The organism is Bacillus sp. FSL P4-0290, assembly GCF_037975435.1.
Classification (GTDB): domain Bacteria; phylum Bacillota; class Bacilli; order Bacillales; family Bacillaceae; genus Bacillus; species Bacillus subtilis.
On sequence record NZ_CP150253.1, the window covers coordinates 1,646,265 to 1,669,886 of the forward strand.

At 38.9% G+C, this 23,622-nt stretch carries 31 protein-coding genes and 2 pseudogenes; 23 read left to right on the forward strand and 10 right to left on the reverse strand.

What is annotated here, in order from left to right; all coding sequences use genetic code 11:
- Positions 1-7 precede the first annotated feature (7 nt).
- The 12 genes from MKY10_RS08715 (at position 8) to MKY10_RS08770 (ending at position 7,247) form a co-directional block, all read left to right on the forward strand.
- Positions 8-433 carry a DUF2634 domain-containing protein gene (locus MKY10_RS08715; protein WP_032722166.1) on the forward strand — a complete coding sequence of 142 codons (426 nt, stop codon included), beginning with the start codon at positions 8-10 and terminating at the stop codon, positions 431-433.
- A complete protein-coding gene (locus MKY10_RS08720) occupies positions 426-1,472 on the forward strand; it encodes a baseplate J/gp47 family protein (RefSeq protein ID WP_032722165.1) in 1,047 nt (348 codons plus the stop codon). Before MKY10_RS08715 ends, MKY10_RS08720 begins: the two co-directional genes overlap by 8 nt.
- Positions 1,456-2,034, forward strand: coding sequence for a YmfQ family protein (locus tag MKY10_RS08725; RefSeq protein ID WP_032722164.1), 579 nt, complete (start codon positions 1,456-1,458; stop codon positions 2,032-2,034). Before MKY10_RS08720 ends, MKY10_RS08725 begins: the two co-directional genes overlap by 17 nt.
- On the forward strand, positions 2,031-2,303 hold the full coding sequence (locus MKY10_RS08730) for a hypothetical protein (protein ID WP_032722163.1): 273 nt from the start codon (positions 2,031-2,033) through the stop codon (positions 2,301-2,303). Before MKY10_RS08725 ends, MKY10_RS08730 begins: the two co-directional genes overlap by 4 nt.
- A 3-nt stretch (positions 2,304-2,306) precedes the next feature.
- Positions 2,307-3,407, forward strand: coding sequence for a pyocin knob domain-containing protein (locus MKY10_RS08735; protein ID WP_032722161.1), 1,101 nt, complete (start codon positions 2,307-2,309; stop codon positions 3,405-3,407).
- Positions 3,408-3,416: 9 nt separating this feature from the next.
- Positions 3,417-3,752: an XkdW family protein gene (locus MKY10_RS08740; protein ID WP_009967793.1), complete on the forward strand. Its 336-nt coding sequence runs from the start codon at positions 3,417-3,419 to the stop codon at positions 3,750-3,752.
- The gene (locus MKY10_RS08745; protein WP_003229944.1) at positions 3,749-3,913 is read left to right on the forward strand and encodes an XkdX family protein; all 165 of its coding nucleotides are present in this window, start codon (positions 3,749-3,751) and stop codon (positions 3,911-3,913) included. The genes MKY10_RS08740 and MKY10_RS08745 overlap by 4 nt, the downstream gene beginning before the upstream one ends.
- An 87-nt stretch (positions 3,914-4,000) precedes the next feature.
- Positions 4,001-4,894: a hypothetical protein gene (locus MKY10_RS08750; RefSeq protein WP_032722160.1), complete on the forward strand. Its 894-nt coding sequence runs from the start codon at positions 4,001-4,003 to the stop codon at positions 4,892-4,894.
- A gap of 45 nt (positions 4,895-4,939) precedes the next feature.
- On the forward strand, positions 4,940-5,362 hold the full coding sequence (locus tag MKY10_RS08755) for a holin family protein (protein ID WP_017697460.1): 423 nt from the start codon (positions 4,940-4,942) through the stop codon (positions 5,360-5,362).
- 44 nt (positions 5,363-5,406) lie between these two features.
- Positions 5,407-6,225: an N-acetylmuramoyl-L-alanine amidase CwlA gene (gene cwlA, locus MKY10_RS08760; protein WP_017697459.1), complete on the forward strand. Its 819-nt coding sequence runs from the start codon at positions 5,407-5,409 to the stop codon at positions 6,223-6,225.
- Positions 6,226-6,389: 164 nt separating this feature from the next.
- Positions 6,390-6,869 carry a hypothetical protein gene (locus tag MKY10_RS08765; protein WP_004399085.1) on the forward strand — a complete coding sequence of 160 codons (480 nt, stop codon included), beginning with the start codon at positions 6,390-6,392 and terminating at the stop codon, positions 6,867-6,869.
- Between the two features lie 15 nt (positions 6,870-6,884).
- A complete protein-coding gene (locus tag MKY10_RS08770) occupies positions 6,885-7,247 on the forward strand; it encodes a hypothetical protein (protein ID WP_003229947.1) in 363 nt (120 codons plus the stop codon).
- Here MKY10_RS08770 and MKY10_RS08775 read toward each other — a convergent pair.
- The 6 genes from MKY10_RS08775 to rapE all read right to left on the reverse strand — a co-directional run bounded on the left by MKY10_RS08775 (position 7,244) and on the right by rapE (position 11,585).
- Positions 7,244-7,390, reverse strand: coding sequence for a hypothetical protein (locus MKY10_RS08775; protein ID WP_009967791.1), 147 nt, complete (start codon positions 7,388-7,390; stop codon positions 7,244-7,246). The two genes, MKY10_RS08770 and MKY10_RS08775, sit on opposite strands and share 4 nt — an antisense overlap.
- A gap of 117 nt (positions 7,391-7,507) precedes the next feature.
- The gene (gene yqcF / locus MKY10_RS08780; RefSeq protein WP_009967790.1) at positions 7,508-8,086 is read right to left on the reverse strand and encodes a type VII secretion system immunity protein YqcF; all 579 of its coding nucleotides are present in this window, start codon (positions 8,084-8,086) and stop codon (positions 7,508-7,510) included.
- Positions 8,087-8,100: 14 nt separating this feature from the next.
- Complete coding sequence (gene yqcG / locus MKY10_RS08785) at positions 8,101-9,696, reverse strand: LXG family T7SS effector endonuclease toxin YqcG (protein WP_004399034.1); 1,596 nt, start codon at positions 9,694-9,696, stop codon at positions 8,101-8,103.
- A 369-nt stretch (positions 9,697-10,065) separates the two neighbouring features.
- Positions 10,066-10,224: a hypothetical protein gene (locus tag MKY10_RS08790; protein WP_003245945.1), complete on the reverse strand. Its 159-nt coding sequence runs from the start codon at positions 10,222-10,224 to the stop codon at positions 10,066-10,068.
- 109 nt (positions 10,225-10,333) lie between these two features.
- Complete coding sequence (gene phrE / locus MKY10_RS08795; RefSeq protein WP_004398770.1) at positions 10,334-10,468, reverse strand: phosphatase RapE inhibitor PhrE; 135 nt, start codon at positions 10,466-10,468, stop codon at positions 10,334-10,336.
- A complete protein-coding gene (gene rapE / locus MKY10_RS08800; protein WP_004398842.1) occupies positions 10,458-11,585 on the reverse strand; it encodes a response regulator aspartate phosphatase RapE in 1,128 nt (375 codons plus the stop codon). The genes phrE and rapE overlap by 11 nt, the downstream gene beginning before the upstream one ends.
- 442 nt (positions 11,586-12,027) lie before the next feature.
- On the opposite strand from rapE, the gene MKY10_RS08805 reads away from it, so the two are divergent.
- From MKY10_RS08805 to spoIVCA, 7 genes and pseudogenes are all read left to right on the forward strand, one after another.
- On the forward strand, positions 12,028-12,792 hold the full coding sequence (locus MKY10_RS08805) for a YqcI/YcgG family protein (protein WP_017696291.1): 765 nt from the start codon (positions 12,028-12,030) through the stop codon (positions 12,790-12,792).
- 371 nt (positions 12,793-13,163) lie between these two features.
- Positions 13,164-13,481, forward strand: a complete 318-nt coding sequence (gene arsR, locus MKY10_RS08810) for an arsenical resistance operon transcriptional regulator ArsR (RefSeq protein WP_029318103.1) — start codon at positions 13,164-13,166, stop codon at positions 13,479-13,481.
- A gap of 58 nt (positions 13,482-13,539) precedes the next feature.
- On the forward strand, positions 13,540-13,980 hold the full coding sequence (locus MKY10_RS08815; RefSeq protein WP_032722151.1) for an ArsI/CadI family heavy metal resistance metalloenzyme: 441 nt from the start codon (positions 13,540-13,542) through the stop codon (positions 13,978-13,980).
- 22 nt (positions 13,981-14,002) lie between these two features.
- On the forward strand, positions 14,003-15,043 hold the full coding sequence (gene acr3 / locus MKY10_RS08820) for an arsenite efflux transporter Acr3 (protein WP_032722149.1): 1,041 nt from the start codon (positions 14,003-14,005) through the stop codon (positions 15,041-15,043).
- An 11-nt stretch (positions 15,044-15,054) separates the two neighbouring features.
- Positions 15,055-15,474, forward strand: coding sequence for a thioredoxin-dependent arsenate reductase (locus MKY10_RS08825; RefSeq protein ID WP_004398596.1), 420 nt, complete (start codon positions 15,055-15,057; stop codon positions 15,472-15,474).
- Positions 15,475-15,828: 354 nt separating this feature from the next.
- Positions 15,829-16,007 (forward strand): annotated as a pseudogene (locus tag MKY10_RS08830) (hypothetical protein).
- On the forward strand, positions 15,965-17,425 hold the full coding sequence (gene spoIVCA, locus MKY10_RS08835; protein WP_223257626.1) for a site-specific DNA recombinase SpoIVCA: 1,461 nt from the start codon (positions 15,965-15,967) through the stop codon (positions 17,423-17,425). Before MKY10_RS08830 ends, spoIVCA begins: the two are co-directional and overlap by 43 nt.
- 30 nt (positions 17,426-17,455) lie before the next feature.
- On the opposite strand, the pseudogene MKY10_RS08840 reads toward spoIVCA, so the two are convergent.
- Positions 17,456-17,803 (reverse strand): annotated as a pseudogene (locus tag MKY10_RS08840) (sigma-70 family RNA polymerase sigma factor); the annotation flags it as partial.
- A 195-nt stretch (positions 17,804-17,998) separates the two neighbouring features.
- Between MKY10_RS08840 and nucB the strand changes: the two are divergent.
- Positions 17,999-18,409 carry a sporulation-specific Dnase NucB gene (gene nucB, locus MKY10_RS08845; RefSeq protein WP_009967785.1) on the forward strand — a complete coding sequence of 137 codons (411 nt, stop codon included), beginning with the start codon at positions 17,999-18,001 and terminating at the stop codon, positions 18,407-18,409.
- Positions 18,410-18,441: 32 nt separating this feature from the next.
- Here the strand turns inward: nucB and MKY10_RS08850 are convergent, their stop codons facing one another.
- Complete coding sequence (locus tag MKY10_RS08850) at positions 18,442-19,164, reverse strand: hypothetical protein (RefSeq protein ID WP_010886572.1); 723 nt, start codon at positions 19,162-19,164, stop codon at positions 18,442-18,444.
- 251 nt (positions 19,165-19,415) lie between these two features.
- On the opposite strand from MKY10_RS08850, the gene gnd reads away from it, so the two are divergent.
- Positions 19,416-20,309, forward strand: coding sequence for a phosphogluconate dehydrogenase (NAD(+)-dependent, decarboxylating) (gene gnd, locus MKY10_RS08855; RefSeq protein ID WP_015251670.1), 894 nt, complete (start codon positions 19,416-19,418; stop codon positions 20,307-20,309).
- 18 nt (positions 20,310-20,327) lie between these two features.
- On the opposite strand, the gene MKY10_RS08860 is transcribed toward gnd, so the two are convergent.
- Positions 20,328-20,954 carry a TVP38/TMEM64 family protein gene (locus MKY10_RS08860; RefSeq protein WP_015251671.1) on the reverse strand — a complete coding sequence of 209 codons (627 nt, stop codon included), beginning with the start codon at positions 20,952-20,954 and terminating at the stop codon, positions 20,328-20,330.
- A gap of 186 nt (positions 20,955-21,140) precedes the next feature.
- Here MKY10_RS08860 and cwlH point away from each other — a divergent pair, with 186 nt between their 5' ends.
- Positions 21,141-21,893: an N-acetylmuramoyl-L-alanine amidase CwlH gene (gene cwlH / locus MKY10_RS08865; protein ID WP_015251672.1), complete on the forward strand. Its 753-nt coding sequence runs from the start codon at positions 21,141-21,143 to the stop codon at positions 21,891-21,893.
- Between the two features lie 251 nt (positions 21,894-22,144).
- Positions 22,145-22,876 (forward strand): SGNH/GDSL hydrolase family protein, encoded by a 732-nt coding sequence (locus tag MKY10_RS08870; RefSeq protein WP_003229964.1) that lies wholly within the window; start codon positions 22,145-22,147, stop codon positions 22,874-22,876.
- Between the two features lie 305 nt (positions 22,877-23,181).
- Here the strand turns inward: MKY10_RS08870 and MKY10_RS08875 are convergent, their stop codons facing one another.
- Entirely contained in the window at positions 23,182-23,322 is a 141-nt protein-coding gene (locus MKY10_RS08875; RefSeq protein ID WP_003226124.1) for a sporulation histidine kinase inhibitor Sda, read from the reverse strand.
- Positions 23,323-23,622: the final 300 nt, after the last annotated feature.

The following is a 23,622-nucleotide window of genomic DNA, read 5'->3' on the forward strand; positions in this document are numbered from 1 at the left end:
GTTTGGAATGGCTTTGTCTCCGGAAATCGAGTTTGAGGATATAGAAGATGACAGCGAAGTCATAGAAACCTCGCAAACCTACAAAATAGATTTTGAAAATGGCCGTATCACAAATGAAATGATTACTGGCCTTGAAGCAATCAGGCAGTTTGTATATTTATCTCTTCATACTGAGCGATACGCCTATTCTGTTTTCAGCCATGACATTGGAAATGAGCTTCAAGACATCTTGGCGGATAATGAAACAACAGACGCATATAAGAAAATGGAGATTCCGCGGCTAATAGAGGAAGCGCTGATCTATGACGATCGTGTTTCCTCTGTATCAGATTTTGAAATAGAAAAACAAGGTGATTCGTTCCATGTTTCCTTTACAGTCGAAACGGACGAGGGAAAATTGGAGATCGAGGAGGTGCTTGGTGAAGATGTTTGAAGATCAAACTTTTGAAGAAATTATGGACCGGATGCTGAACAGAATTTCAGCGGACATTGATACAAGGGAAGGAAGCGTGATTTATAACGCGTTAGCTCCTGCAGCTGCAGAATTGGCCAAGTCTTATATTTGGCTCGATACGGTGCTGGAACTTGTCTTCTCGGACACAGCACAAGGAGAATTTTTAGATCGTCGGGCTACTGAAGCCGGCATCGAGCGAACGGCTGCCACGAAAGCAGTCCGGGCAGCGGAGTTTACTGAAGGAGTAACCATTCCAGTGGGTTCCCGCTTTTTTGTAGATAACCTGTATTTCCAATACACAGCTGACGGGACGTTGGAATGTGAAACAGCGGGGGAAGCGGGGAACGCAAATATTTCCGGCCAGAATCTATTGTCATTAGACACCATACCAGGACTCCAAAAAGCGATCGTGAAAGAGATTCTAATCCCTGGTCGAGAAGAGGAGGATGATGACAGTTTAAGAGCTAGATATTTTACCCGCGTGCGTCGGGAAGCTGTCAGTGCCAATAAAGCTCACTATAAACAATGGGCTGAAGAAGTAGACGGAGTAGGGAAGGTAAAGGTCTTTCCGCTTTGGAACGGGGACGGTACAGTCAAAATTGTCGTGACCAATGCTAACTTGGAACCTGCTTCCGATATTTTAATATCAAAGGTGAAAAACTATATTGATCCTGAACCCGGACAAGGTGAGGGACAAGCGCCAATAGGTGCCTTTGTCACAGTGGAGAGTGCGATATGGAAAGAGGTTGAGATTTCAGCCGAGGTATTTCCCGAGGTCAATAGCTCTATCGATCAGGTAAAGCAAGAAATTGAATCAGGTGTTTTAAATCTTTTTAAAAAGATTGCCTTTGAAGATAACGTCATCCGTTTATCGCAGATTAATAATATCGTCTACAATTCACCTTCAGTAAGTGATTACGCAGATATTAAAATCAACGGCGTGACCGAAAATTTGGTTCTGAGTGACGTGGAAATCCCTAAATTGGGGCAGGTGAACATCATTGAGCAAACTCGATGAAATGACTGCTTACCTGCCGCCGTTCCTTACCAAATTGAAAGAAATGGCGGAACTTCTTCAGGCAGAAGCTCCGGAATTTGAAAAGCAAAATAATAGCATCTTTGATCTGACAGATCAGTTGTTTGTTACTACGGCAACCTGGGGGCTTGAACGATGGGAAAAGATTTTGAACGTACCGCGGGAATCAGGTGACCCCGATGAGATCCGCCGATTGCGTCTAATCTCTAAAATGTCCAATATACCGCCGGCAACATATAAGGCCATTGAACAGGCATTGAACCGGTTCCTGAAAAATCCGTCTGCTCAGGTCAGGCTGCTTCAAGGACAGTACCGTTTTAATGTTGATATTGATATAGATGATATGCAGCATATGAGCGAGCTCATAGAAACATTGGAGAATATGAAGCCAGCTCATTTGGCATATACCTTGCGAGCTGCTGTGAATGAGCCACTCAAGATAAAAGATACTGTCATTTTGAATAACAGAAGGTATCGAAAAGCAAGTGAGCTAAAGGTAGGTTATTCCGTCACGCTCAATAATAACGAGGTGGTCCTTGCATGATTACGCAGGTTTATAGAGAGCGTACAGCTGCAGATTTGAAAAATAGGATATCGAAAGTGCTACTGAATGGGAGTGAAACAGAAATTGTGGAACTCACCATTCACGGTGCGGTTGTCACGGTACTTACTCAACGAGAGGAAGATATCAAACATATTAAGAGTGTGCAGATCCTTGATGAACAAAACAACGTAATTACGGAAAGAACAACAGATTTAGACGTCAGTAATAATAGAACGCTAGATTTTAGGATTACTTTCGAGGTGGTGTAGCAAATGGCTTATGATGCAAAAACAGATTGGCTCCCGGACGATCCGATTAATGAAGATGATGTGAACCGTTGGGAGAAAGGCATTCAAGATGCGCATAAAGATTTAGCTGTACATAAAAATGACATGAACAACCCTCACAATACAACAAAGGCGCAAATCGGGCTAGGGAACGTTGATAATGTACAGCAAGCTTCGAAAAAAGAATTTGAAGAGCATCGTAATGATTTACAACGGCACATTACACCAGTGGAACGGGAGAATTGGAATGCAAAAGAAACAATTGTCGGAGCTCAGGAAAAAGCGGATAAGGCTTTATCGGATGCAAAATATTACGTGGATACCAACTATAAAAATAACAATCTGACGTTAATTACTGGAGACAATGCTATTCAAGATGCAAGAACAGGAGGGGAAGAATATCCTTTAGGACTGACCTTAATGGACATTGGGCAGGGAAATACTACAGGCTACCCCTTGGGTTATGGCATTGTCAAAAATGAAAAATATAATAATTACCGTTTCACTCAATACTTTTACGGAACAGGGAATGAGTCTGGGACTTACTATGACAGTACAGGAGTTTGGATTAGACACTGGTGGAGTGGTTCAGGCTGGACTCCGTGGCAAAAGATATCAGGTTTTGCTCATGCGAATATTGGAACTACAGGTGTTCAGTATTTAAAAAAGATTGATCACACTAAAATTGCATTTAACAGGGTCATCAAGGATAGCCATAATGCTTTTGATACTAAAAACAATCGATTTATTTCTCCGAACGATGGAATGTACTTAATCGGGGCAAGTATATATACCTTAAATTATACATCTTATATAAACTTTCATTTGAAGGTTTACCTAAATGGAAAAGCATATAAAACACTGCACCATGTAAGAGGAGACTTTCAGGAAAAGGATAATGGGATGAATCTTGGTTTAAACGGCAATGCGACTGTACCCATGAATAAAGGAGATTACGTTGAAATCTGGTGCTACTGTAATTACGGAGGAGACGAAACACTGAAAAGGGCAGTAGATGATAAAAATGGTGTATTTAACTTTTTTGATATACAAGAACTTGGAGGCCGAAACTATCCAAGATTTTAGGAGGTAACGATGAATATAGGTGAAGCTATTCTTTTTAAATACCCAACAGCTGATCCCACAAAGGATTTTATTGTCCAGAATAATGGTGATGGAACTCCCTCATATATAGCAGAGTGGAATATTAGGGCACCTATACCCACGGAAGCAGAGTTAAAAACTTGGTGGGAAGAGCTTCAGAGTACATCTGCATATGAACCACCAGTTCAAGTGGATCTACTTGCAAGAGAGTTGTCACAGGAAAAACTGGCTCGTAAACAGCTTGAAGAATTAAACCAAACTTTGGGAAGCGAGCTTTCAAAAATAAAGTTGCAACTGCTTACTCTACAAGGAGGGCAAGGTTCATGAATTATTGGGTGCTGGCTTTGCATTATAACTGGGCTTCTTCTGAAATGGTGAAACAGGCAATTCATCTCAAAGATTGTTCGCCCGAAGATTTACAGGAAGGAATAGAGAAAAAACTCATTACAGCTGAACAGTATAAAGAGATCACAGGAGAAGCCATTTAGGGCTTTTTTATTTTTCCTTAAAGGAGGTGGTTCCGTTGTAAACCCATGCTCACCACTAATGATCTACAATAGCAAGGAGGATTTATAATGGCATCATATAGTTTTCAATTTTCAACAGATGCAACTGGTAAGCCGGGGGCAGCCAAGCCATACAGAGAAGGAAACAGAGATTTTGTTGTGCCGGTAGCTTCAATCTCCGGTAATTCAGAGCTGCTGACGAACGCAGTTTTAAAAGCCACTGAAGTCTACACGCAATATGGACAAGATCGATTAGGTCAGGTTTTAATTTCAAAAGTAAAAGGTCACGCTTATTCTGATCGTGAAGGAACCTTATTCATCGAAGAAAGTAATGATATGAATACATGGACCACTGTCTCTTCATTGGTAGTTAAAGCAAATACGCTTGGCGAGACTGAATGGATTCATTTAACTAAACGCTATTTCCGTTTCAGATACGCAAATGGTAACCTGCAGCAATCTGAATTTTTACTATACCAGTCACTGGGCGCAGGTGAAGAGGATATAAACATTAACCACACTGTTCCTATTACAGCAGTTGCTCCGTTGTCAGTCCAGTTAGATAAAAACGGTTTAACTAATGATGGTCGTTTAAAAGTTCAAACTGAAGGCTTGAACCTTAGCTCATTAGACACTCAAGCAAAAACAATAGATGTTGTTTTTCATGATAAAACAGAAACAATCGGGGAAGGTACTTCGTTAACTGTTGGATCATTTAAAACGTTGCTCATTGAGGTTTATGGAACGGCTGAGACAAGTGAGTTGAAGTTCTGGGGTAAATCCTTATCGGGAACAAAAAGAGCCCTTAGAGGTCAGAAAGTGGATGACGGAACATTTGCCACTAGCACAAAAGGGAAATCAGAAGCTTGGTCATTTAACATTACTGGCTTTAAAGAAATTGTTATGGAGCTTACAGCTTTAACAAATGGAAACTTTTCAGTTCGAGGGACGGCCGTCTCATAAGATCCGGCTGTCCTTTTTTATTTGCCTCGGAGGAGGTGATTAGAAATGGAGGAGACAAGTTTGTTTATCAATTTTGAAACATTAGATTTAGCAAGAGTATATTTATTTGGTGGGGTGAAGTATCTTGATTTACTTCTAGTTCTTAGCATAATAGACGTTTTAACAGGAGTAATTAAGGCATGGAAATTCAAGAAACTGCGAAGCCGGAGCGCATGGTTTGGCTATGTCCGCAAGCTACTCAATTTCTTTGCGGTCATTTTGGCAAACGTGATTGATACAGTACTCAATTTGAACGGTGTCTTAACCTTTGGTACCGTTCTTTTTTATATCGCTAATGAAGGTTTGTCAATAACTGAAAACTTAGCACAAATCGGTGTTAAAATCCCTTCAACGATAACAGCTCGATTACAAACAATTGAGAACGAAAAAGAACAGAGTAAGAATAGTGCAGACAAAGCTGCTGGCTAAGCCAGTGGCTTTTTTTATTATACAGACAGAAGGAGAGAGGATATATGGCCATTAAAGTTGTAAAGAATCTAGTCTCTAAATCAAAGTATGGATTGAAATGTCCTAATCCAATGAAAGCTGAATATATTACTATTCATAACACTGCGAACGATGCTTCAGCAGCTAATGAGATTTCTTACATGAAGAATAACTCTAGCTCAACGAGTTTTCACTTTGCAGTAGACGATAAACAGGTCATTCAAGGAATTCCAACAAATCGTAACGCTTGGCATACAGGAGATGGAACAAACGGTACAGGGAATCGTAAGTCGATTGGTGTCGAAATTTGTTATAGCAAGTCAGGAGGGGCACGATATAAGGCAGCGGAAAAGCTTGCTATTAAGTTTGTGGCGCAGCTACTTAAAGAACGCGGATGGGGCATTGATCGTGTCCGTAAGCACCAAGACTGGAACGGTAAGTATTGCCCGCACCGCATTTTGTCAGAGGGTAGATGGAATCAAGTTAAGGCTGCCATTGAAAAAGAATTAAAGGCGCTAGGTGGGAAAACAAACTCAAGCAAAGCAAGTGTAGCTAAAAAGAAAACAACAAACACAAGCAGCAAAAAAACGTCATATGCGCTACCATCCGGTATTTTTAAAGTGAAGAGCCCAATGATGAGAGGGGAAAAGGTAACACAAATTCAAAAAGCACTGGCTGCACTATACTTTTACCCGGATAAAGGAGCAAAAAACAACGGCATTGACGGCGTGTATGGTCCGAAAACAGCAGATGCAATTAGACGATTCCAGTCTATGTACGGGCTTACTCAAGACGGTATTTACGGACCAAAAACGAAAGCGAAACTTGAAGCTCTCTTGAAGTAAATAAATAGTCTCCTTGAGTATCTTTCTCAAGGAGATACTTATGTTTATTTTGTTACAGATAGTTCAAAATTATTCTAATATTTGAGTAAAAAGTATTATTTTTCTAGTCTGAACATAATGTTATCATTTACATGTAAATAATTTAAAAGAAAGGGATTGATTTCATGTTTAAGAAATTACTTTTAGCAACATCTGCATTAACATTCTCTTTATCATTAGTTCTTCCGTTGGATGGACATGCCAAAGCTCAAGAGGTAACATTACAGGCACAGCAGGAAGTCACTTATCAAACTCCCGTTAAACTATCCGAATTACCAACTAATACAACTGAACAATCTGGTGAATTTCACACAAATGGTATTAAAAAATGGATTGCTAAAGAAGCAATGAAGGCAACAGCCAGTGCGCTTCGACATGGTGGGAGAATTGTTGGTGAGGTAGTCGATGAGTTAGGTGGATCAGCAGGAAAAACATTCGCAAAACATACTGATGATGTAGCAGATGCTTTGGACGAGTTAGTTAAACGAGGTGACGTTGTGGAGGACGCAATTATTGACACGGTTTCCTCATATCTAATTGATGCTGGTGTAAAATCTTCTACAGCTAGAACTATTGCAAGTGTATTTACTTTCTTAGCTTTTTAATTGAGGTGATTTGAATTGGTAACAGTAGAAGAAAGGCTTGACAACCTAGAAAAAAAAGTCGAGAAGCAGGCTTTTCAACTAAGGTTAGTCCAACAATTAGCAGCTGATTATGATCGGTTTGGCTTATTTGATCAAGTTTTGGCCTATGATTTAAGTGAAAAACAGTATCAAGAATTAAGAGAGTTAACGAGCCAGTACACTGATAAGATTAAAAATGGCGAAGAGGTCTCTCTTCATAACTTTACTGAAGAATTTAAAAGAATTTTGAAAGATATTGAAAAAGAAGTGGATTTCGAAAAGTTTATTTCTCTCTGGTTAAAGGGACCAGAAGAAGGTTTTGGATTTTCTAAAGCTTTACATAACCATTTCTTTAATTAAAGATAAGGACCAGCCACATAATAAGCTGGTCTTTCTTTATTTTCCCTCAAGTTCGAACTCCTATGAACAGAATACCAGGTATCTATCCTTCCAAATATATTGTTATTAGCTTGAGGGTTTGTGTGTTTTTCTTCATTAATCATAGAATTCTCCTTACCTCAGTCATTTTCTTCTATTATTTGCAGCTGATTTCAAATTAAATAAAATAAGCCCTTCTCATTGAGAGGGGCTTATAAAGTGACTCTTCTTTATTAAAGTCATTAAACAACAGATTCTCTCTTTATATCAAAAATATCAATCTGTTTTGATTCCAGAAGATCTTGTAAATAATCTGAGCCGTGTTTTTCAGCTACTTGCAATTCTCCTTCGGATATAGGTAAAGCCATTAGCCAAGTAACATTTTTGTTACTAAATTCAAGTAGTTCTAAATCTTCCTCCCATAAAAATGGGGGAACGAACATAATATGTTTCATGTCGGTTTCCTGATCATACATACTAATCACATTTTTAAAAATAACACCTGGTGCACAAGTGAAATTTGAGTTGATTATATTAAAGGCACAAGTTGATAAAACATTAGCATATATGTCTGAAGCTGACTCCATTGCAGCTACGATTTCTATCCGCAACGGAGTGCCATTCACCTCATAATTAATAGAATGATCCGACAAACCTAGAGTTGAATATGACGTGATACCTTCCTGAGGCTGGTCACTAACCGATAAAATATCTATGCTGCTATTCTTGTTATCATCCCAATATTTCGTAACCTTCGGTTTCCCCCCAAAAGCTCCTAAAACTGTTCTAGCAATTACTTTATTTTCTTGTGTTACGCCCATTAGACAATCTCTCCTTAATCTCCAAAGTAATCATCCGTCATATCTTCCCCTTTATGACTCCTATTGGAGGAAGGTAATTCGGGTTGATAGTGGTCTGGATTATTATGTTCATCTAAAAATTGCTTTCGACTAATATTTCTTTCCATCGCACTTTGTTGATGTTTTCTAAATTCATAACCTGGTTTATGACCCATATCCCATGGTTCATCTTTTTTCATTACTTGTTTTGTTAACGGGTCTTTAACAGATCCGGTTGAATCCTTAGCATTTTCCCAAACCTTATCTCTAACGCCTTTACGGAAATAAGTTGGTCTTTTGTACGTTTTAGGAACTTTAGGTTTTTTGCTGGTGTTAGTCGATGCTTCGCTAACTCGAGAACTTGATTTTGCATTAAGCTTTTTGTTAATTCCGCGAGCTCCGAAAGGAACCAACATTGCCATTGCACCACTAAGGCTCTGTTCTTGCCTCTCTTTGGAGACTTTATTCCCGAACATATCGCGTCCTGTTATAGCTTCACTAAAACCATTTGCAGAAGCAAGTCCATAAAGTCCTTTGCTGGAGTTTTGAAGGGCATGGAATGTCTTAGGTGTTTTATATACATCGAGAGCTTTGTCTGCTCTATACAATGCTTTACTTGTTGAATAAACAGCTTTTCCACCTTTAGCTAATTTACCTGCCCATCCTACGATAGGGATGTATCCTGCCGCAGCCATTGCACCGGCAGCGACCCGTTGTCCAGCAGTTAGCTTTTCGCCGGTAACAGGATCAACCCCATCAGCGGCTCTTTTATAATCATAATATCCAGAGACCTCTCCTGTAAAATTACAAACAGCATCCCAAGACTTTTCATACCATGGTCTGTTCGCCAGTTCTTCTTGTTCTTTTGCAATTCTTCTTTGTTCCGCCTGTTGGTCCTTAAAAGAGATGTAGTCTGTTGATTGTTTCTTTACATCCTCAGTCATCTTGTGAATCTCACTGTCTCTATAAGCCTTCGCATTATAGTGAATAGGAGAGGCGCTTTTGCCTTTTGCTGTCGCATTCATTAAAGCTTGATAATCAGCTTGAATCATTTGTTCATTTGCTTCTGATAGTCCGTATTCTGATGTTAAGTTTTGGTCAACTTCATCCATTTTCTCAATGGCTTCTTTTCGTTTCTTTTCGGCAGACGAAAGTTCATTTTTAAAAGTTTCTGTCGAGAACAGATCCAAAGGCAGTATATCGTTGATATCATTTAATATATCTTTCATGGCTTTTTTCTGTTCAGACATAATGGATTTTGATTTGGTGTAGGCGTTAGCAAGCTCATGCGCTAAAAAGGTTTCTTCTATGTAGGCATCTGATAAGTTGGCATCTTCTAAAAAACCAGGAATACTCGTTAAGAAAGAAATTTTCATCTCAATTAAATCAATCCATTGGTCAGCAATGCCAGCTTGATCTTCATAAAATGATTTAATGTTATTAGCGCCTTTGCCTGAAAACTCGCTATCATCTAAATCTGCAACAGCTTTGAACGCTTTCTTTAATTTGACCATTTTACTTTTTAAATCTTTGTATTCCTGTGCTCGCTTTTCAGCCTCGGTGAGCAAGGTTTTGGCTTCAAATACTTTCATGATCATATCCTTTCATTTAATCGTCATAACAAAATATTACCATGGAAGAATGATGAAACTAACTGTTATGTGGATCAAATGGTGGAAATGAATCATTCGATCTGTGTCATTTTACCTATTTGTTAATCCTTTCAATGAAAGGGGACTTTCCAATTGTAACATCGCCATCATGAAAAAATTCGATAACGTAGCCAGATTCACTAAACATAAAAGTATCCGATCCAACGGCAGTTACATCATCAATTACGTTTAATGCATGCTCAAGACTGGTTTTTAATGCTGGCTGTTCTCCGTAACCCCAAAGAATAATAATGTTCCTATCTTTAAAATGGTGTTTAGCTAGCCAATCGTAAATCTCTTCCTCGTAATCTATAGATTGATGACAACAAACTTCTTCCCACTTGATTCGTCCCCAAGATGTAAGGGAAAACTGTTTGAAAGCAGTTCATAATATTTTGCCGTTAATTCTTCTGATAAGATTTCTTTGTTTTTCCCTAGAGCTTCTAAGCATTCATCAAATAAGTCCAAAATGTTCACCTCAAAAGCTTTAAGTATGATAGATTTTTTCAGTATTAGAAATAAGAAAAAGCCGTTATGAAACGGCTAAAGGGAATCAGAACTAATGTTGTTTATCGAATTAAACAAGGAATTCATGAGTAGGTGCGAGAGTTACATTCCGGGATGCTTCCTTCATTTCGCCATTATACATAGATCCGAAAAAGGCAAGTCCAATTAAAACGGCGGATAAACTGATAAACAATTTAGATTTCATACATGCATTCCCCTTTCGATATTTGCTTTTGAGCATATACCATCTTCTTGAAACAGATGATACTATCCTCTATTTTTCCATTATAATCGAAAAGGTTGCCTCCTAACAATGCCAGCTCTTCCAGATAAGGGTATCCTTTGCCGTTCTCTAAACGAGAAAAAATGTTGAGAAGTTTAGGTGTATCGCCATTTCTTATATAAAGAACGTCTAATGCTTCAAATAAGTTCATAAATAGTTCGTCTTTAAAATCTACAGCACTTCTGATTCCTTTGCGGAAGCAATCCATTGCTTGTTCTTTTTTGCCTTGTTTAAAATAAATCAACGCTAGGTCATGATAAGCTTGCGGAAGTACGTCAGAGTTAATTTTTCTGTATTGAACCAAGGCTTGTTCGATGTAACGAGCAGCCTTATTTAAGTTGTCCATTTTGTGATAGCAATTGCCGAGATTGAAAAACGCAGTGGCATAGATATGAGTATTTTTACTTTTAAGCAGCTCGGCACCTTTTAAAGCTTCTTGAAGGTGGGGGAGAGCTTTTTCATGATTTTCAAGGTCATCGTAGTTACCGGCAATGACAAAATGGCACTGAATACGACGAACAGAGTAAAGCTCGTGTTTCTTATAAATGTTGTATGAAAGCTCAGCGTAATGCATCGAAATGTGTGTCATTTTCATATGATAATAGACTTCAGACAGTTTAAAATAAAACTCAGCTTTTTCAATCTTGTCGGAGATTGTAGGAATTTTGCGTTCAGCTTTTTTGTAATATGTAATGGCTCTTGTGTATTCACCGTTTCTAAACTCATACATCCCGCGGAAGAAGTTATAATAATATGCCCGCATATTGTCTAATTTTTTCTTATGGCCCTCAATTTTATTTAAATATTCTGAAAGTTCCATTCGGTTTTCATCAGATGGCAGCGTGTATTCCAACATAATTTTATGGCGAAAGGCCATTAGTTGATAATAAATAAGCAAGTCTTGATCTTCTTCCATAACCTCTATATCACGTTCTATTTCAGCTTTTAACATTTCAGCATCAGTTACGTTGAATTTTTGAATATGCCTATGCCATTCATTAATCTTCATTCCCACTTCAGCTGATGTGATTGATATCAAGATATTCACCCTTCCCTTAACTCTACTAGTACTGTAAATATTAACAAGTTTTCGTTCGCAGAAAAAGGAAATAGGGCACCGCAATTTAAATTTTCGGTGAGACCGCAATAACTTTTTGCTTTAGAGAGTTATGAAATTCCCTCCTGGGAGTACCATGACTTGGCATCAAAAAACAGGGAATTTCGGTCATTCTTGTGATAGTTTAAAATTGAAAACATCCAGAAAGTCCAGCGTTAGTCGTTTTGAGGGCTGAGTGTGCATGTACAGCTAAACGCAGAACTGATTCTGGATTTTTCTTGATAAGAAAATTACTTACCTACCCACTAAAACTTAACCAATTAATTAATTAATATTCATTTGGATATATGAAAAAGTAATTAGACATTCACCGCCTTCTTGCTCCCGCAATACATTATGATAAATGCCTTTGGAGGTGGATTTTTTGACTGAGTTATATGCCAAAAGTGATCTTGAAAAAATTAAAGAAACGTTACCTGATTGGCAAATGAAGTCGTTTAACTACTTAACGGAAAAAATAGGCGATAAAGAAAATAAATTTCCTTGTATACCGGGAAGGGTAGCATTTTTAAGCGACCAGCTGCGGATTGCTTTTGTCGGTGATCCTAGGAATCCTAGAACTGCGAAGGAATTAGCGCCGTTGCTTACTCGGTATGGAACTATTTCACGAGAGACAGGAAAGTATGCATCATTAACTATAATATTTCATACACCAGAAGACTTGCTTAGTGATTACAAAATTGAGGATTACGAATCGTTGTTTTGGCAGTTTCTAAATTCATTGAGCATGGAAGATCCAGCTGATTGGCCAGATTATATACCAGAAAATCCAGAGCACTTTCAATGGGAATACTGTTTTAATGGAGAACCATATTTTGTTCTGTGTGCTACACCAGCTCACAGCAAAAGAAAAAGCAGAAGTTTTCCTTATTTTATGTTGACGTTTCAGCCTAGATGGGTTTTTGAGGATCTAAATGATACTACTGCATTTGGACGAAATATGAGTAAGCAAATTCGAAAAAGGCTTGAGGCATATGATGAAGTACCTATCCATCCGCATTTAGGATGGTATGGAAAAAAAGACAATCTGGAGTGGAAACAGTACTTCTTGCGAGATGATGAAAATCAAGTGTCACAATGCCCTTTTATGAAAATGAAGAACTTATTCAAAAAGAAAAGGTCTGATTAAATTGTTTAAAACCTTATGTGGAAGGATGGATTGAATGGCTTATATCTTCACATAAGGTTTTAATTGATGATAAATCTGTGTGCTCTGACTAAATACGTATTATCTCGAATTATTATCGATTCTACATATTCACAAAAATTATTTAATGTTTTTTTCTTGAAATTAGAAATTAGCGTTTATGATCTCCGTTGCTGTAGTAGCAAAGTAGCGATGGAGGAAATAATAAAAATGGAAAACCTCTATCTGGTTACACAAGCTTTTAGCGGGTTTTACAATTAATCAAAATAAATTGATTTATTTGCTTGCATTAATTTAAAAATCATGAGTATAATAAATACATCAAAAAAAATTGATTAAAGAAGGCGATATGAATGGATGAGACGAAATCAGAACTGCTACGGAAATATGAACAAAAATTTAAGGCTCTTGCTGATCAGAAACGATTAGAGATCATGTATGAACTTTGTCAAAGGGGAAAAACCTGTGTTTGTGATCTGACTGAGATTTTTGAGGTGACGCAATCTAAACTTTCTTATCATCTAAAAATTTTATTGGATGCCAACTTAATAACGAAAGAGACAAAGGGAACATGGAGTTATTATGATCTAAATGATGAGGAAGTAAATGGTTTATTATCAGAAGAGCTTTGTTGTGTATTTAGAAAAAAAGGTGAAGGAGATTGTTGCTAAAAAAAATTTAGGCATTAAATCAATTTTTTTTGATTAATAGATAAGAGGGGGAATTAAAATGAAATATGTTCATGTAGGGATTAACGTTGTCAACTTAGAGAATTCGATCAGTTTTTATGAAAAAGTTTTTGGAGTAAAGGCTGTAAAAGTAAAAACAGACTATGCAAAGTTTTTATTAGAGACTCCTGGACTGAACTTCACTTTAAATGTCGCAGATGAGGTGAAGGGAAATCAAGTGAATCATTTTGGATTCCAAGTAGATAGTTTGGAAGAAGTTTTGAAACACAAGGAAAGGCTTGAAAAAGAAGGGTTTTTTGCACGTGAGGAAATGGATACGACTTGTTGTTATGCAGTCCAAGATAAATTTTGGATTACTGATCCAGATGGAAACGAGTGGGAATTTTTCTATACCAAATCGAATAGCGAGATTCAAAAACAAGATTCTTCCTCTTGTTGTGTAGCACCACCAAGTGATAGTACAACGAACTCTTGCTGTTAGTAAAAAAGGTGAGGATAAAGTAATGAAACGTTTATCTTTTTTAGACCGTTATTTAACCATCTGGATTTTTCTTGCGATGGCATTGGGGATAGGATTAGGTTTTATATTTCCGAGTTTTGTTGGTAGATTAAACAAATTCCAAGTAGGAACTACATCTATCCCTTTAGCTATTGGATTAGTATTAATGATGTATCCACCACTAGCAAAGGTTCGATATGAAGAAATTGGACGGGTATTTAAAGATATTAAAGTGTTAATTTTATCTTTAGTGCAAAACTGGATCATCGGACCGACTCTCATGTTTATTTTGGCTATCATCTTTTTGCCAGATAAACCGGAGTATATGATTGGGCTTATTATGATTGGATTAGCTCGCTGTATTGCGATGGTTATTGTTTGGAATGACTTATCAAAAGGTGATACGGAATACGCGGCAGGATTAGTTGCCTTCAACTCAATTTTCCAAATGCTTTTTTTCTCAGTTTATGCTTACATTTTTGTAACAGTTATTCCGCAATGGTTAGGGATGGAAGGAGCAGTAGTGAATATTACGATGGCAGAAGTCGCAAAATCAGTATTCATTTACCTTGGAGTTCCTTTTATTGCAGGAATGGTGACACGTTATATTTTTGTAAAAGTGAAGGGCAAAGAATGGTATGAAAAAGTGTTCATTCCTAAGATTAGTCCAATTACGTTAATTGCTTTGCTATTTACAATTATCGTCATGTTTTCCTTAAAAGGTGATGTAATTGTTAGCTTGCCGTTAGATGTTGTCCGAGTTGCGATTCCATTATTGATTTACTTTGTTTTAATGTTCTTTGTTTCCTTCTTTTTAGGGAAGAAAATCGGGGCAAACTATGCTGTAACTACTACTTTAGCTTTTACAGCAGGAAGCAATAACTTTGAATTAGCGATTGCTGTAGCTGTTGGTGTATTTGGAATTCATTCGGGTGCAGCATTTGCCGCCGTAATTGGTCCGCTTGTAGAAGTGCCAGTCATGATAGCACTTGTTAAGGTTGCTTTATGGTTTCAACGAAAATACTTTGGAAGTCACTCGATGTAGAGGTGGAATATATGGAGAATAAAATCATTTACTTTTTATGTACAGGGAACTCTTGCCGGAGCCAAATGGCTGAAGGATGGGCTAAACAATATTTAGGTGATGAGTGGAAAGTGTATAGCGCGGGGATAGAAGCACATGGATTAAATCCGAATGCTGTTAAAGCGATGAAGGAAGTTGGTATAGATATCTCTAATCAAACGTCAGATATAATCGATTCTGATATTCTGAACAATGCTGATTTAGTTGTTACGCTTTGTGGAGATGCTGCTGATAAATGCCCGATGACGCCTCCACATGTAAAACGTGAGCATTGGGGTTTTGATGATCCGGCAAGAGCACAAGGGACAGAAGAAGAAAAATGGGCGTTTTTCCAAAGAGTTCGTGATGAAATAGGGAATAGGTTGAAGGAATTTGCTGAAACAGGGAAATAAATAAACTCTTTTGTTAAAGGATGCATATTTATATGTGTCCTTTTTTTATTAATGTCTAGCTATACGAACTTGACACCAGTGAAATGTCATTAACTATCTAACAATGAAAAACACTACTCCATTGTACTCTCAAATAATAATAAATCATTGAAAACTATAATAAGCGAATGTTGAGGCATAGAAAATAAAATCTTTTCTATTGAGGACCTAAAGGAGTGTAGAAAAGTCACAACAACTTTTTTTAAATTTTTTGCATATTCATTGAAACGTTTAATAACACTATAGTTTAATTTAAAATCTCCTCATTTGGACAAACAGCTGTTACATAGCATTACCCAAGGGGTGATGCATTTTATGAAAGTGATAATCATCGAGGGACCGCAAGCTGACAAATGCATTAACGATTGCTATCATTATTTAATAAAACTTTATAGGAAGGAGATTCAGGGTGATAGCAATATATGTAAGGGTATCGACCGAGGAACAAGCGATCAAGGGATCGAGCATCGACAGCCAAATCGAGGCCTGTATAAAGAAAGCAGGGACTAAAGATGTGCTGAAGTATGCAGATGAAGGATTTTCAGGAGAGCTTTTAGAACGTCCGGCTTTGAATCGCTTGAGGGAGGATGCAAGCAAGGGACTTATAAGTCAAGTCATTTGTTACGATCCTGACCGTCTTTCTCGGAAATTAATGAATCAGCTAATCATTGATGACGAATTGCGAAAGCGAAACATACCTTTGATTTTTGTAAATGGTGAATACGCCAATTCTCCAGAAGGTCAATTGTTTTTCGCAATGCGCGGGGCAATCTCAGAATTTGAAAAAGCCAAAATCAAAGAACGGACATCAAGCGGCCGACTTCAAAAAATGAAAAAAGGCATGATCATTAAAGATTCTAAACTATATGGCTATAAATTTGTTAAAGAGAAAAGAACTCTTGAGATATTAGAAGAGGAAGCAAAAATCATTCGGATGATTTTTAACTATTTCACCGATCATAAAAGCCCTTTTTTCGGCAGAGTAAATGGTATTGCTCTACATTTAACTCAGATGGGGGTTAAAACAAAAAAAGGCGCCAAAGTATGGCACAGGCAGGTTGTTCGGCAAATATTAATGAACTCTTCCTATAAGGGTGAACATAGACAGTATAAATATGATACAGAGGGTTCCTATGTTTCAAAGCAGGCAGGGAACAAATCTATAATTAAAATAAGGCCTGAAGAAGAACAAATCACTGTGACAATTCCAGCAATTGTTCCAGCTGAACAATGGGATTATGCTCAAGAACTCTTAGGTCAAAGTAAAAGAAAACACTTGAGTATCAGCCCTCACAATTACTTGTTATCGGGTTTGGTTAGATGCGGAAAATGCGGAAATACCATGACAGGGAAGAAAAGAAAATCACATGGTAAAGACTACTATGTATATACTTGCCGGAAAAATTATTCTGGCGCAAAGGACCGCGGCTGCGGAAAAGAAATGTCTGAGAATAAATTGAACCGGCATGTATGGGGTGAAATTTTTAAATTCATCACAAATCCTCAAAAGTATGTTTCTTTTAAAGAGGCTGAACAATCAAATCACCTGTCTGATGAATTAGAACTTATTGAAAAAGAGATAGAGAAAACAAAAAAAGGCCGCAAGCGTCTTTTAACGCTAATCAGCCTAAGCGATGACGATGATTTAGACATAGATGAAATCAAAGCACAAATTATTGAACTGCAAAAAAAGCAAAATCAGCTTACTGAAAAGTGTAACGAAATCCAGTCAAAAATGAAAGTCCTAGATGATACGAGCTCAAGTGAAAATGCTCTAAAAAGAGCCATCGACTATTTTCAATCAATCGGTGCAGATAACTTAACTCTTGAAGATAAAAAAACAATTGTTAACTTTATCGTGAAAGAAGTTACCATTGTGGATTCTGACACCATATATATTGAAACGTATTAAAGAGGGGTGTATGCACCCCCCTTTTGTAATTACAATCTCATTTTCAATACACCTCGCAGCATACGTCGCCAGCTTTGTCCCTTTACCAGCGGAATAGCTTTCAATTCCTTTTATCAGCCCGATCGTTCCGATGGAGATTAAGTCCTCTGCATCCTCACCTGTATTTTCAAATTTTTTCACAATATGGGCGACCAAGCGAAGATTATGCTCAATCAGCATGTTTCTGGCATGTTCATCCCCTTTAGCCATGAGCTCTAAGTATTTTTTTTCCTCGCTGCTTGAGAGCGGTTGTGGAAAGGCATTGTTTTTCACGTAAGATACTAAAAAGACAAGCTCTTTAACAACAAAGCCGAGCGCTGCGAAAACACCTGTCACCATCGTCACCTCCACAAAAGTATGTAGGCAAAAGCCTATATGTAAATGTATGTGACCGGGAGGCTGTCTGTGTCTGTACCGGGAAATTTCTCGCGGGGGAGTCAGGCTTTTGTAAGCAGCATACGAACTTCAAATGTTAAAAATAATCTTCATCAAGCGCCCATACATTGAAATGAACAAAGGTATGGGGGGATGGGAATGAAAAAATGGATGGCAGGCCTGTTTCTTGCTGCTGCAGTTCTTCTTTGTTTAATGGTTCCGCAACAGATCCAAGGCGCATCTTCGTATGACAAAGTGCTATATTTTCCGCTGTCTCGTTATCCGGAAACCGGCAGTCATATTAGAGATGCGATTGCAGAGGGACATCCAGATATTTGTACCATTGACAGAGATGGAGCAGACAAAAGGCGAGAGGAATCTTTAAAGGGAATCCCGACCAAGCCGGGCTACGACCGGGATGAGTGGCCGATGGCGGTCTGCGAGGAAGGCGGCGCAGGGGCTGATGTCCGATATGTGACGCCTTCTGATAATCGCGGCGCCGGCTCGTGGGTAGGGAATCAAATGAGCAGCTATCCTGACGGCACCAGAGTGCTGTTTATTGTGCAGTAATAAAGAAGAGGCTCTTTCTTGAGCCTCTGTTGTTACAATCCTTCGCCGAGCTGAATTTTCGGGGGATAGGTTTCTGCTTTTCGCCAATATTGGCGTGTGCCTTCGTCCCGTACAACGATGCCCAGCTGTGCCAGTTCGAGACGGAATTCTTCAATATCGTCTTTTTCTTCGTCCTGCAGCGCTTTGTGACGAGCTTTTAATAAGGCATGGGCGCCTTGCGATAGGTCTGGTGCATCAGGAATCCATCGGCGAAATTGATCTTTAAACGGATCACCATCTGTTGCCCATTCGTAATGATGCTGTCTAAAGGCCTTCTCAACGTTTACTGGTTTTTCATCAATTTCTTCCCGTACCAATTCATATCCGGCTGTTCCCAGGAGGACAAGCCGTTTGTGATCCATAAATACAAGAGCGATGTCATCGGAATGAATTGTTTGCACTTTTTTTCCTTTGATGAATTCCACTGTGTGATCTGTAATTTTGACAGACAGCAGCATTGCAATAACAGAATGAGCGAACCAAATCCCCGCACACATACCGAGAAGAGCAGTGATAAATGAAGCTGTAGATCCCTGAAAAGAGGTAATGAGCCGAAGTGGTCCTTCAAGAGGGATCCAGGGGAGGGATAATGCCCATTTCGCAATCTGCGGAATAAAATACCCGATTGCAAAACCGATGATTGCAAGTGCAGCGTATAAAAAGAATACAGCGGTTTTCGTAACTCCGATAAGAGTATGAGATTGATTCTGCAACATGTCACCTTCTTTTTACTAAAAAAATCGAATACCTTCCCATATTTTAACTTAAACTGATGGTAAATCAAGGATAAAGTGATAATTATGGATATAAAGAGATTCAGTAATAGAACTGGCAGGCACAGTCAGTCATGAAAAATAAAATTTACATGCGCAGACGATGTAAGCCCCATTTGTTTTCTGCGTATCACAATACAATCCAAAGGGAACATAAAGAGTAAAGGCTTTTTAGACAATCAGGAGGAACAGATATGAAAATTGGATTAATCGGCTTAGGGAAAATGGGCATAAACATAGGAAAGCAATTCATTGACCGCAATTATCAAGCGGTTGGATATGATGTAAATCAAGCGGCTGTTGATGAACTGAAAGCATACGGGGCTGAGGGGACAACGAATCTTAAAGAGTTAATTTCTTTATTAGACCCGCCGCGTATCCTATGGGTTATGGTACCGCATGGCATTGTCGATGCTGTTTTGCGTGATGTATCACCTTTATTAAGTAAAGGCGATATGATTATCGAAGCTGGAAACTCTCATTATAAAGAATCAATTCGCCGCTACAATCAAATGAAAGAAGCGGGTATCCATTATCTCGATGCCGGAACGTCGGGCGGAATGGAAGGCGCACGGCATGGAGCCTGTTTTATGGTGGGGGGCGATCATGAAGCATGGGAGATTGTGGAACCGCTTTTTCGTGATACTGCCGTCGAAAATGGTTATCTATACGCTGGTGAAGCGGGAAGCGGACATTTTTTAAAAATGATCCATAATGGAATTGAGTATGGAATGATGGCCGCGATTGGTGAAGGATTCGAAGTGCTTGAAAACAGCCAATTTGATTTTGACTACGAGAAGGTTGCCAGAGTGTGGAATCATGGTTCTGTCATTCGTTCTTGGCTTATGGGACTGACTGAGCGAGCTTTCGCTAAGGATGCGAAACTGGATCAGATCAAGGGCATTATGCATTCCTCAGGTGAAGGAAAATGGACGGTGGAAACCGCGCTTGATCTGCAGACGGCAACGCCGGTCATCGCCATGTCACTAATGATGAGATACCGTTCTTTAACAGACGATACGTTTACAGGAAAGGTGGTTGCTGCGCTTCGAAATGAATTTGGAGGCCATGCGACAGAAAAAAAGTAAGGGGGCCAACAAGCCTCCTTATTTTTTTGGCACCTTCAGAAGATGAGGGAACTTTTTATAAATGACCAGCATGATGATCAGAATATATGCACCGTAAATGCTGATAGACAATAATTTATTGCTGGTGAAATTGGCACCTGCAATAGTGACAACAATAATATTGGGGATTTTCCCTATTAAAGAAGCAAAGAAAAAAACATGCCAGCGAACCTGGCTCAGACCGCAGATCACATTCATTATAAGGGAAGGTATGACAGGTATCAGCCTTCCTAATAAAACAGCGGTAAAAGCGTTTTTGTTGAAGGAAGCCTCGTAGCTTTGTATGGCAGGATAGGCCTGAACTTTTTTTCTGGCCCAATCTCTAAAACTGTACCTGGCGAGAAAAAACAGCAATATTGTACCAAGCATTGAGCCGGTCAGTGTAATCCAAATTCCATTTGCAGTCCCGAACACTGCGCCATTTAAAGCAGCAATCAAAGCAAACGGCACTATTGGGAAAAAAACATCGGCAGCAATCAGCAGCATACTAAATAAAACGGAAAACATCCCTCCTGCTTTGATTGCATCAAGCCAAGCTTCTTTCTGAAAAAAACCAACTGAAATGATAGCGATAATCACAAGTATACCTATTACTTTTTTTAACATGTCTATGGTCACTCCCAACTTAGGTGATGTCAGGAGTCAAAACCTCCGTCATCTAAATTAGTATAACTGGTGCCATTTCAGCGGTTCAACTGAAAACCAGGTTGAGAACACAATTCTTTTTAACCTTATAAAAAAGGCTGTCCATCTCTCTGTTTTCTGCATTCTTATTAATAGGGAGGGATAGAAATGGTAACCATAAAAAAGGATTTTATACCGGTATCAAATGATAATCGTCCTGGCTATGCGATGACGCCTGCTTATATTACGGTGCATAATACAGCGAATACAGCAAAAGGCGCTGATGCGAAAATGCACGCCAATTTTGTGAAAAACCCGAGCACATCCGAAAGCTGGCATTTTACAGTTGACGATTCAGTCATTTATCAGCATCTCCCGATAGATGAAAACGGCTGGCATGCGGGAGACGGTACAAACGGGACAGGAAACCGCAAATCGATCGGGATTGAAATCTGCGAAAATGCTGATGGCGATTTTGAAAAAGCAACATCAAATGCCCAGTGGCTGATCAGAAAGCTGATGAAGGAAAACAATATTCCGTTACATCGTGTTGTTCCCCACAAAAAATGGTCCGGGAAAGAATGTCCGCGGAAACTCTTGAACCACTGGAACTCTTTTATAAACGGAATTTCTTCCTCGGATACACCTCCAAAAGAACCTTTACCATCATATCCTCTGCCGTCTGGGGTTATAAAGCTCACTTCGCCTTATCGAAAGGGCACAAACATTCTCCAGCTGCAAAAGGCTTTAGCTGCACTTCACTTTTACCCTGATAAGGGAGCCAAAAACAATGGCATAGATGGAGTTTACGGACCGAAAACAGCGAATGCCGTCAAGCGTTTTCAGCTCATGAACGGATTAACTGCAGACGGGATTTATGGGCCAAAAACAAAGGCCAAGCTTAAATCGAAGTTAAAGTAAATGCAGGATTTAACGGATAACCTGTTTCCAGTGCGGATTCAGGTTATTTTCTTTTCTTTGGTTTGTGTGTTTTTCAGATTGGAAAGAAGGGAATTTCAAAAAATCATCAGCTGCGCCGCAATGAAAGCAGAATGATATTCACTGAGGGGGACACGTTAACTATAGGAAAAAACAGTGATAGCGAAAAACTCTTCATTGAACGAAGAGAAACAGAGGTATAACATTAAGGTGAGGCTTTTGGGGGTGTAAAGATGAAACATTTTATCATCCTTTTCCTTCTGCTGTTCGTTACAGCAGGATGCGAGGGAAGGGGATACGAAGACGTTGTAGCATTTGGTGACAGCAATACGCGTGGCTCTAATTGGGATTATCGCGATTATCCAAAAGCACAGCAGTGGGTCAATATATTAAAAACAGCTGAGCGCGGTAACCTTGATATACTCAATGCGGGAATCGGCGGACAGACGACAGAGGATGCCCGTCTCCGATTTCAGACAGATGTGCTGGATCAAAAACCGAAGTATTTGTTTATTATGTTCGGCACCAATGACGCTGCCATACTGACTGAGGGGAAACCGAGAGTGTCGAAGCAGCGTTTTAGAGAAAATCTGGTTTATTTTATTGAAGAAAGCAGAAAACACGGGATCAAGCCAATCTTAATGACGTGTATCCCAATTATAGAAGGTAATGGGAAGCATCATTTGTTTTACTATTCCAGATATCAAGCAGCTGCTTTTGAACCAAAAGGCGGAGCAAGGAAATGGCACAACTCATATAACGATATTACAAGAGATGTGTCGAAGCGCCTGGATGTCCCTCTTGTAGATAACTGGAAGCATTTTATAGAAGCAGACGGCGGAAAAGCAACTGATGAAGCGCTTATCCAATCTGGTCTTATAGATCCTTCTGGAAATCATATGACACCTAAAGGGGCAAGGATCGTATATGAAGGAATACAAGATGGGCAGATCCTGCAGCGTTGAGCCGGACAACCGCCTAGTCCGATTTATTTCTCCTACATAGGCTGTTATAAAACCTTATTAAGGAGGCGCTTCACATGTATGGCGCAGGCAGAGCATATGGATACGCTTTTATTGTTGTTTTAGTTGTTGTTCTCCTGGTTGTGGGCGGCATATACTGGTTAGCATAATAACCGGCCCTTTAAAACACCTCTTTTTAGGGGTGTTTTTTGCTGAAAGTAGTAGTAAAGCGCGCAGCCAAAGTGATATAATATCAGTCATCTGAGTAAAAAAAGGAAATACGCCCGGAAAAAATAGACAAATTCCTATTAAGAAGATACGGAAATAATATGTCCGAGCGATCTTCTTTTTATTTCGTTTTCAATTAACTCGATAAAGTCACGGTTTAAATTCATTTCGGTGGCTTTGAAATAAGATTCTATTAGTAATTCATCAGACAGTTTTCTCATGCTAGGAACCCAATTAATGGGAGAGGCACCTCCTTAAAAGTTGGAATCATTCATGATTTTAACGCATACAATGATAAGTTGCGTTCATCTGAGGTTGAAGTTATCTTTAATCTACCATGAAATGCATATAAGAACAATCGTTCTGTTATCCACACCAAAAAGTGGATAACTTGTGAGTATCGTGTTTATAATTTGTCTAAAGAGTGATGTAATAAGAGTGGATAGTGTGTGTAAATTTATCCACACCTGGTGAAGAAACCCAATTTTTGTCGAAATTTTTTTGCTCAGTTTTTCTTTAGG

What these genes read in the sequence shown, in the direction of transcription:
- MKY10_RS08715 (WP_032722166.1), top strand. Translation starts at nt 8, where the DNA reads ATGGCTTTGTCTCCGGAAATCGAGTTTGAGGATATAGAAGATGACAGC.
- MKY10_RS08720 (WP_032722165.1), top strand. Translation starts at nt 426, where the DNA reads ATGTTTGAAGATCAAACTTTTGAAGAAATTATGGACCGGATGCTGAAC.
- MKY10_RS08730 (WP_032722163.1), top strand. Translation starts at nt 2,031, where the DNA reads ATGATTACGCAGGTTTATAGAGAGCGTACAGCTGCAGATTTGAAAAAT.
- MKY10_RS08735 (WP_032722161.1), top strand. Translation starts at nt 2,307, where the DNA reads ATGGCTTATGATGCAAAAACAGATTGGCTCCCGGACGATCCGATTAAT.
- MKY10_RS08740 (WP_009967793.1), top strand. Translation starts at nt 3,417, where the DNA reads ATGAATATAGGTGAAGCTATTCTTTTTAAATACCCAACAGCTGATCCC.
- MKY10_RS08745 (WP_003229944.1), top strand. Translation starts at nt 3,749, where the DNA reads ATGAATTATTGGGTGCTGGCTTTGCATTATAACTGGGCTTCTTCTGAA.
- MKY10_RS08750 (WP_032722160.1), top strand. Translation starts at nt 4,001, where the DNA reads ATGGCATCATATAGTTTTCAATTTTCAACAGATGCAACTGGTAAGCCG.
- MKY10_RS08755 (WP_017697460.1), top strand. Translation starts at nt 4,940, where the DNA reads ATGGAGGAGACAAGTTTGTTTATCAATTTTGAAACATTAGATTTAGCA.
- cwlA (WP_017697459.1), top strand. Translation starts at nt 5,407, where the DNA reads ATGGCCATTAAAGTTGTAAAGAATCTAGTCTCTAAATCAAAGTATGGA.
- MKY10_RS08765 (WP_004399085.1), top strand. Translation starts at nt 6,390, where the DNA reads ATGTTTAAGAAATTACTTTTAGCAACATCTGCATTAACATTCTCTTTA.
- MKY10_RS08775 (WP_009967791.1), bottom strand. Translation starts at nt 7,390, where the DNA reads ATGATTAATGAAGAAAAACACACAAACCCTCAAGCTAATAACAATATA.
- yqcF (WP_009967790.1), bottom strand. Translation starts at nt 8,086, where the DNA reads ATGGGCGTAACACAAGAAAATAAAGTAATTGCTAGAACAGTTTTAGGA.
- yqcG (WP_004399034.1), bottom strand. Translation starts at nt 9,696, where the DNA reads ATGAAAGTATTTGAAGCCAAAACCTTGCTCACCGAGGCTGAAAAGCGA.
- phrE (WP_004398770.1), bottom strand. Translation starts at nt 10,468, where the DNA reads ATGAAATCTAAATTGTTTATCAGTTTATCCGCCGTTTTAATTGGACTT.
- arsR (WP_029318103.1), top strand. Translation starts at nt 13,164, where the DNA reads ATGGATGAGACGAAATCAGAACTGCTACGGAAATATGAACAAAAATTT.
- MKY10_RS08815 (WP_032722151.1), top strand. Translation starts at nt 13,540, where the DNA reads ATGAAATATGTTCATGTAGGGATTAACGTTGTCAACTTAGAGAATTCG.
- acr3 (WP_032722149.1), top strand. Translation starts at nt 14,003, where the DNA reads ATGAAACGTTTATCTTTTTTAGACCGTTATTTAACCATCTGGATTTTT.
- MKY10_RS08825 (WP_004398596.1), top strand. Translation starts at nt 15,055, where the DNA reads ATGGAGAATAAAATCATTTACTTTTTATGTACAGGGAACTCTTGCCGG.
- nucB (WP_009967785.1), top strand. Translation starts at nt 17,999, where the DNA reads ATGAAAAAATGGATGGCAGGCCTGTTTCTTGCTGCTGCAGTTCTTCTT.
- MKY10_RS08850 (WP_010886572.1), bottom strand. Translation starts at nt 19,164, where the DNA reads ATGTTGCAGAATCAATCTCATACTCTTATCGGAGTTACGAAAACCGCT.
- gnd (WP_015251670.1), top strand. Translation starts at nt 19,416, where the DNA reads ATGAAAATTGGATTAATCGGCTTAGGGAAAATGGGCATAAACATAGGA.
- MKY10_RS08860 (WP_015251671.1), bottom strand. Translation starts at nt 20,954, where the DNA reads ATGTTAAAAAAAGTAATAGGTATACTTGTGATTATCGCTATCATTTCA.
- cwlH (WP_015251672.1), top strand. Translation starts at nt 21,141, where the DNA reads ATGGTAACCATAAAAAAGGATTTTATACCGGTATCAAATGATAATCGT.
- MKY10_RS08870 (WP_003229964.1), top strand. Translation starts at nt 22,145, where the DNA reads ATGAAACATTTTATCATCCTTTTCCTTCTGCTGTTCGTTACAGCAGGA.
- MKY10_RS08875 (WP_003226124.1), bottom strand. Translation starts at nt 23,322, where the DNA reads ATGAGAAAACTGTCTGATGAATTACTAATAGAATCTTATTTCAAAGCC.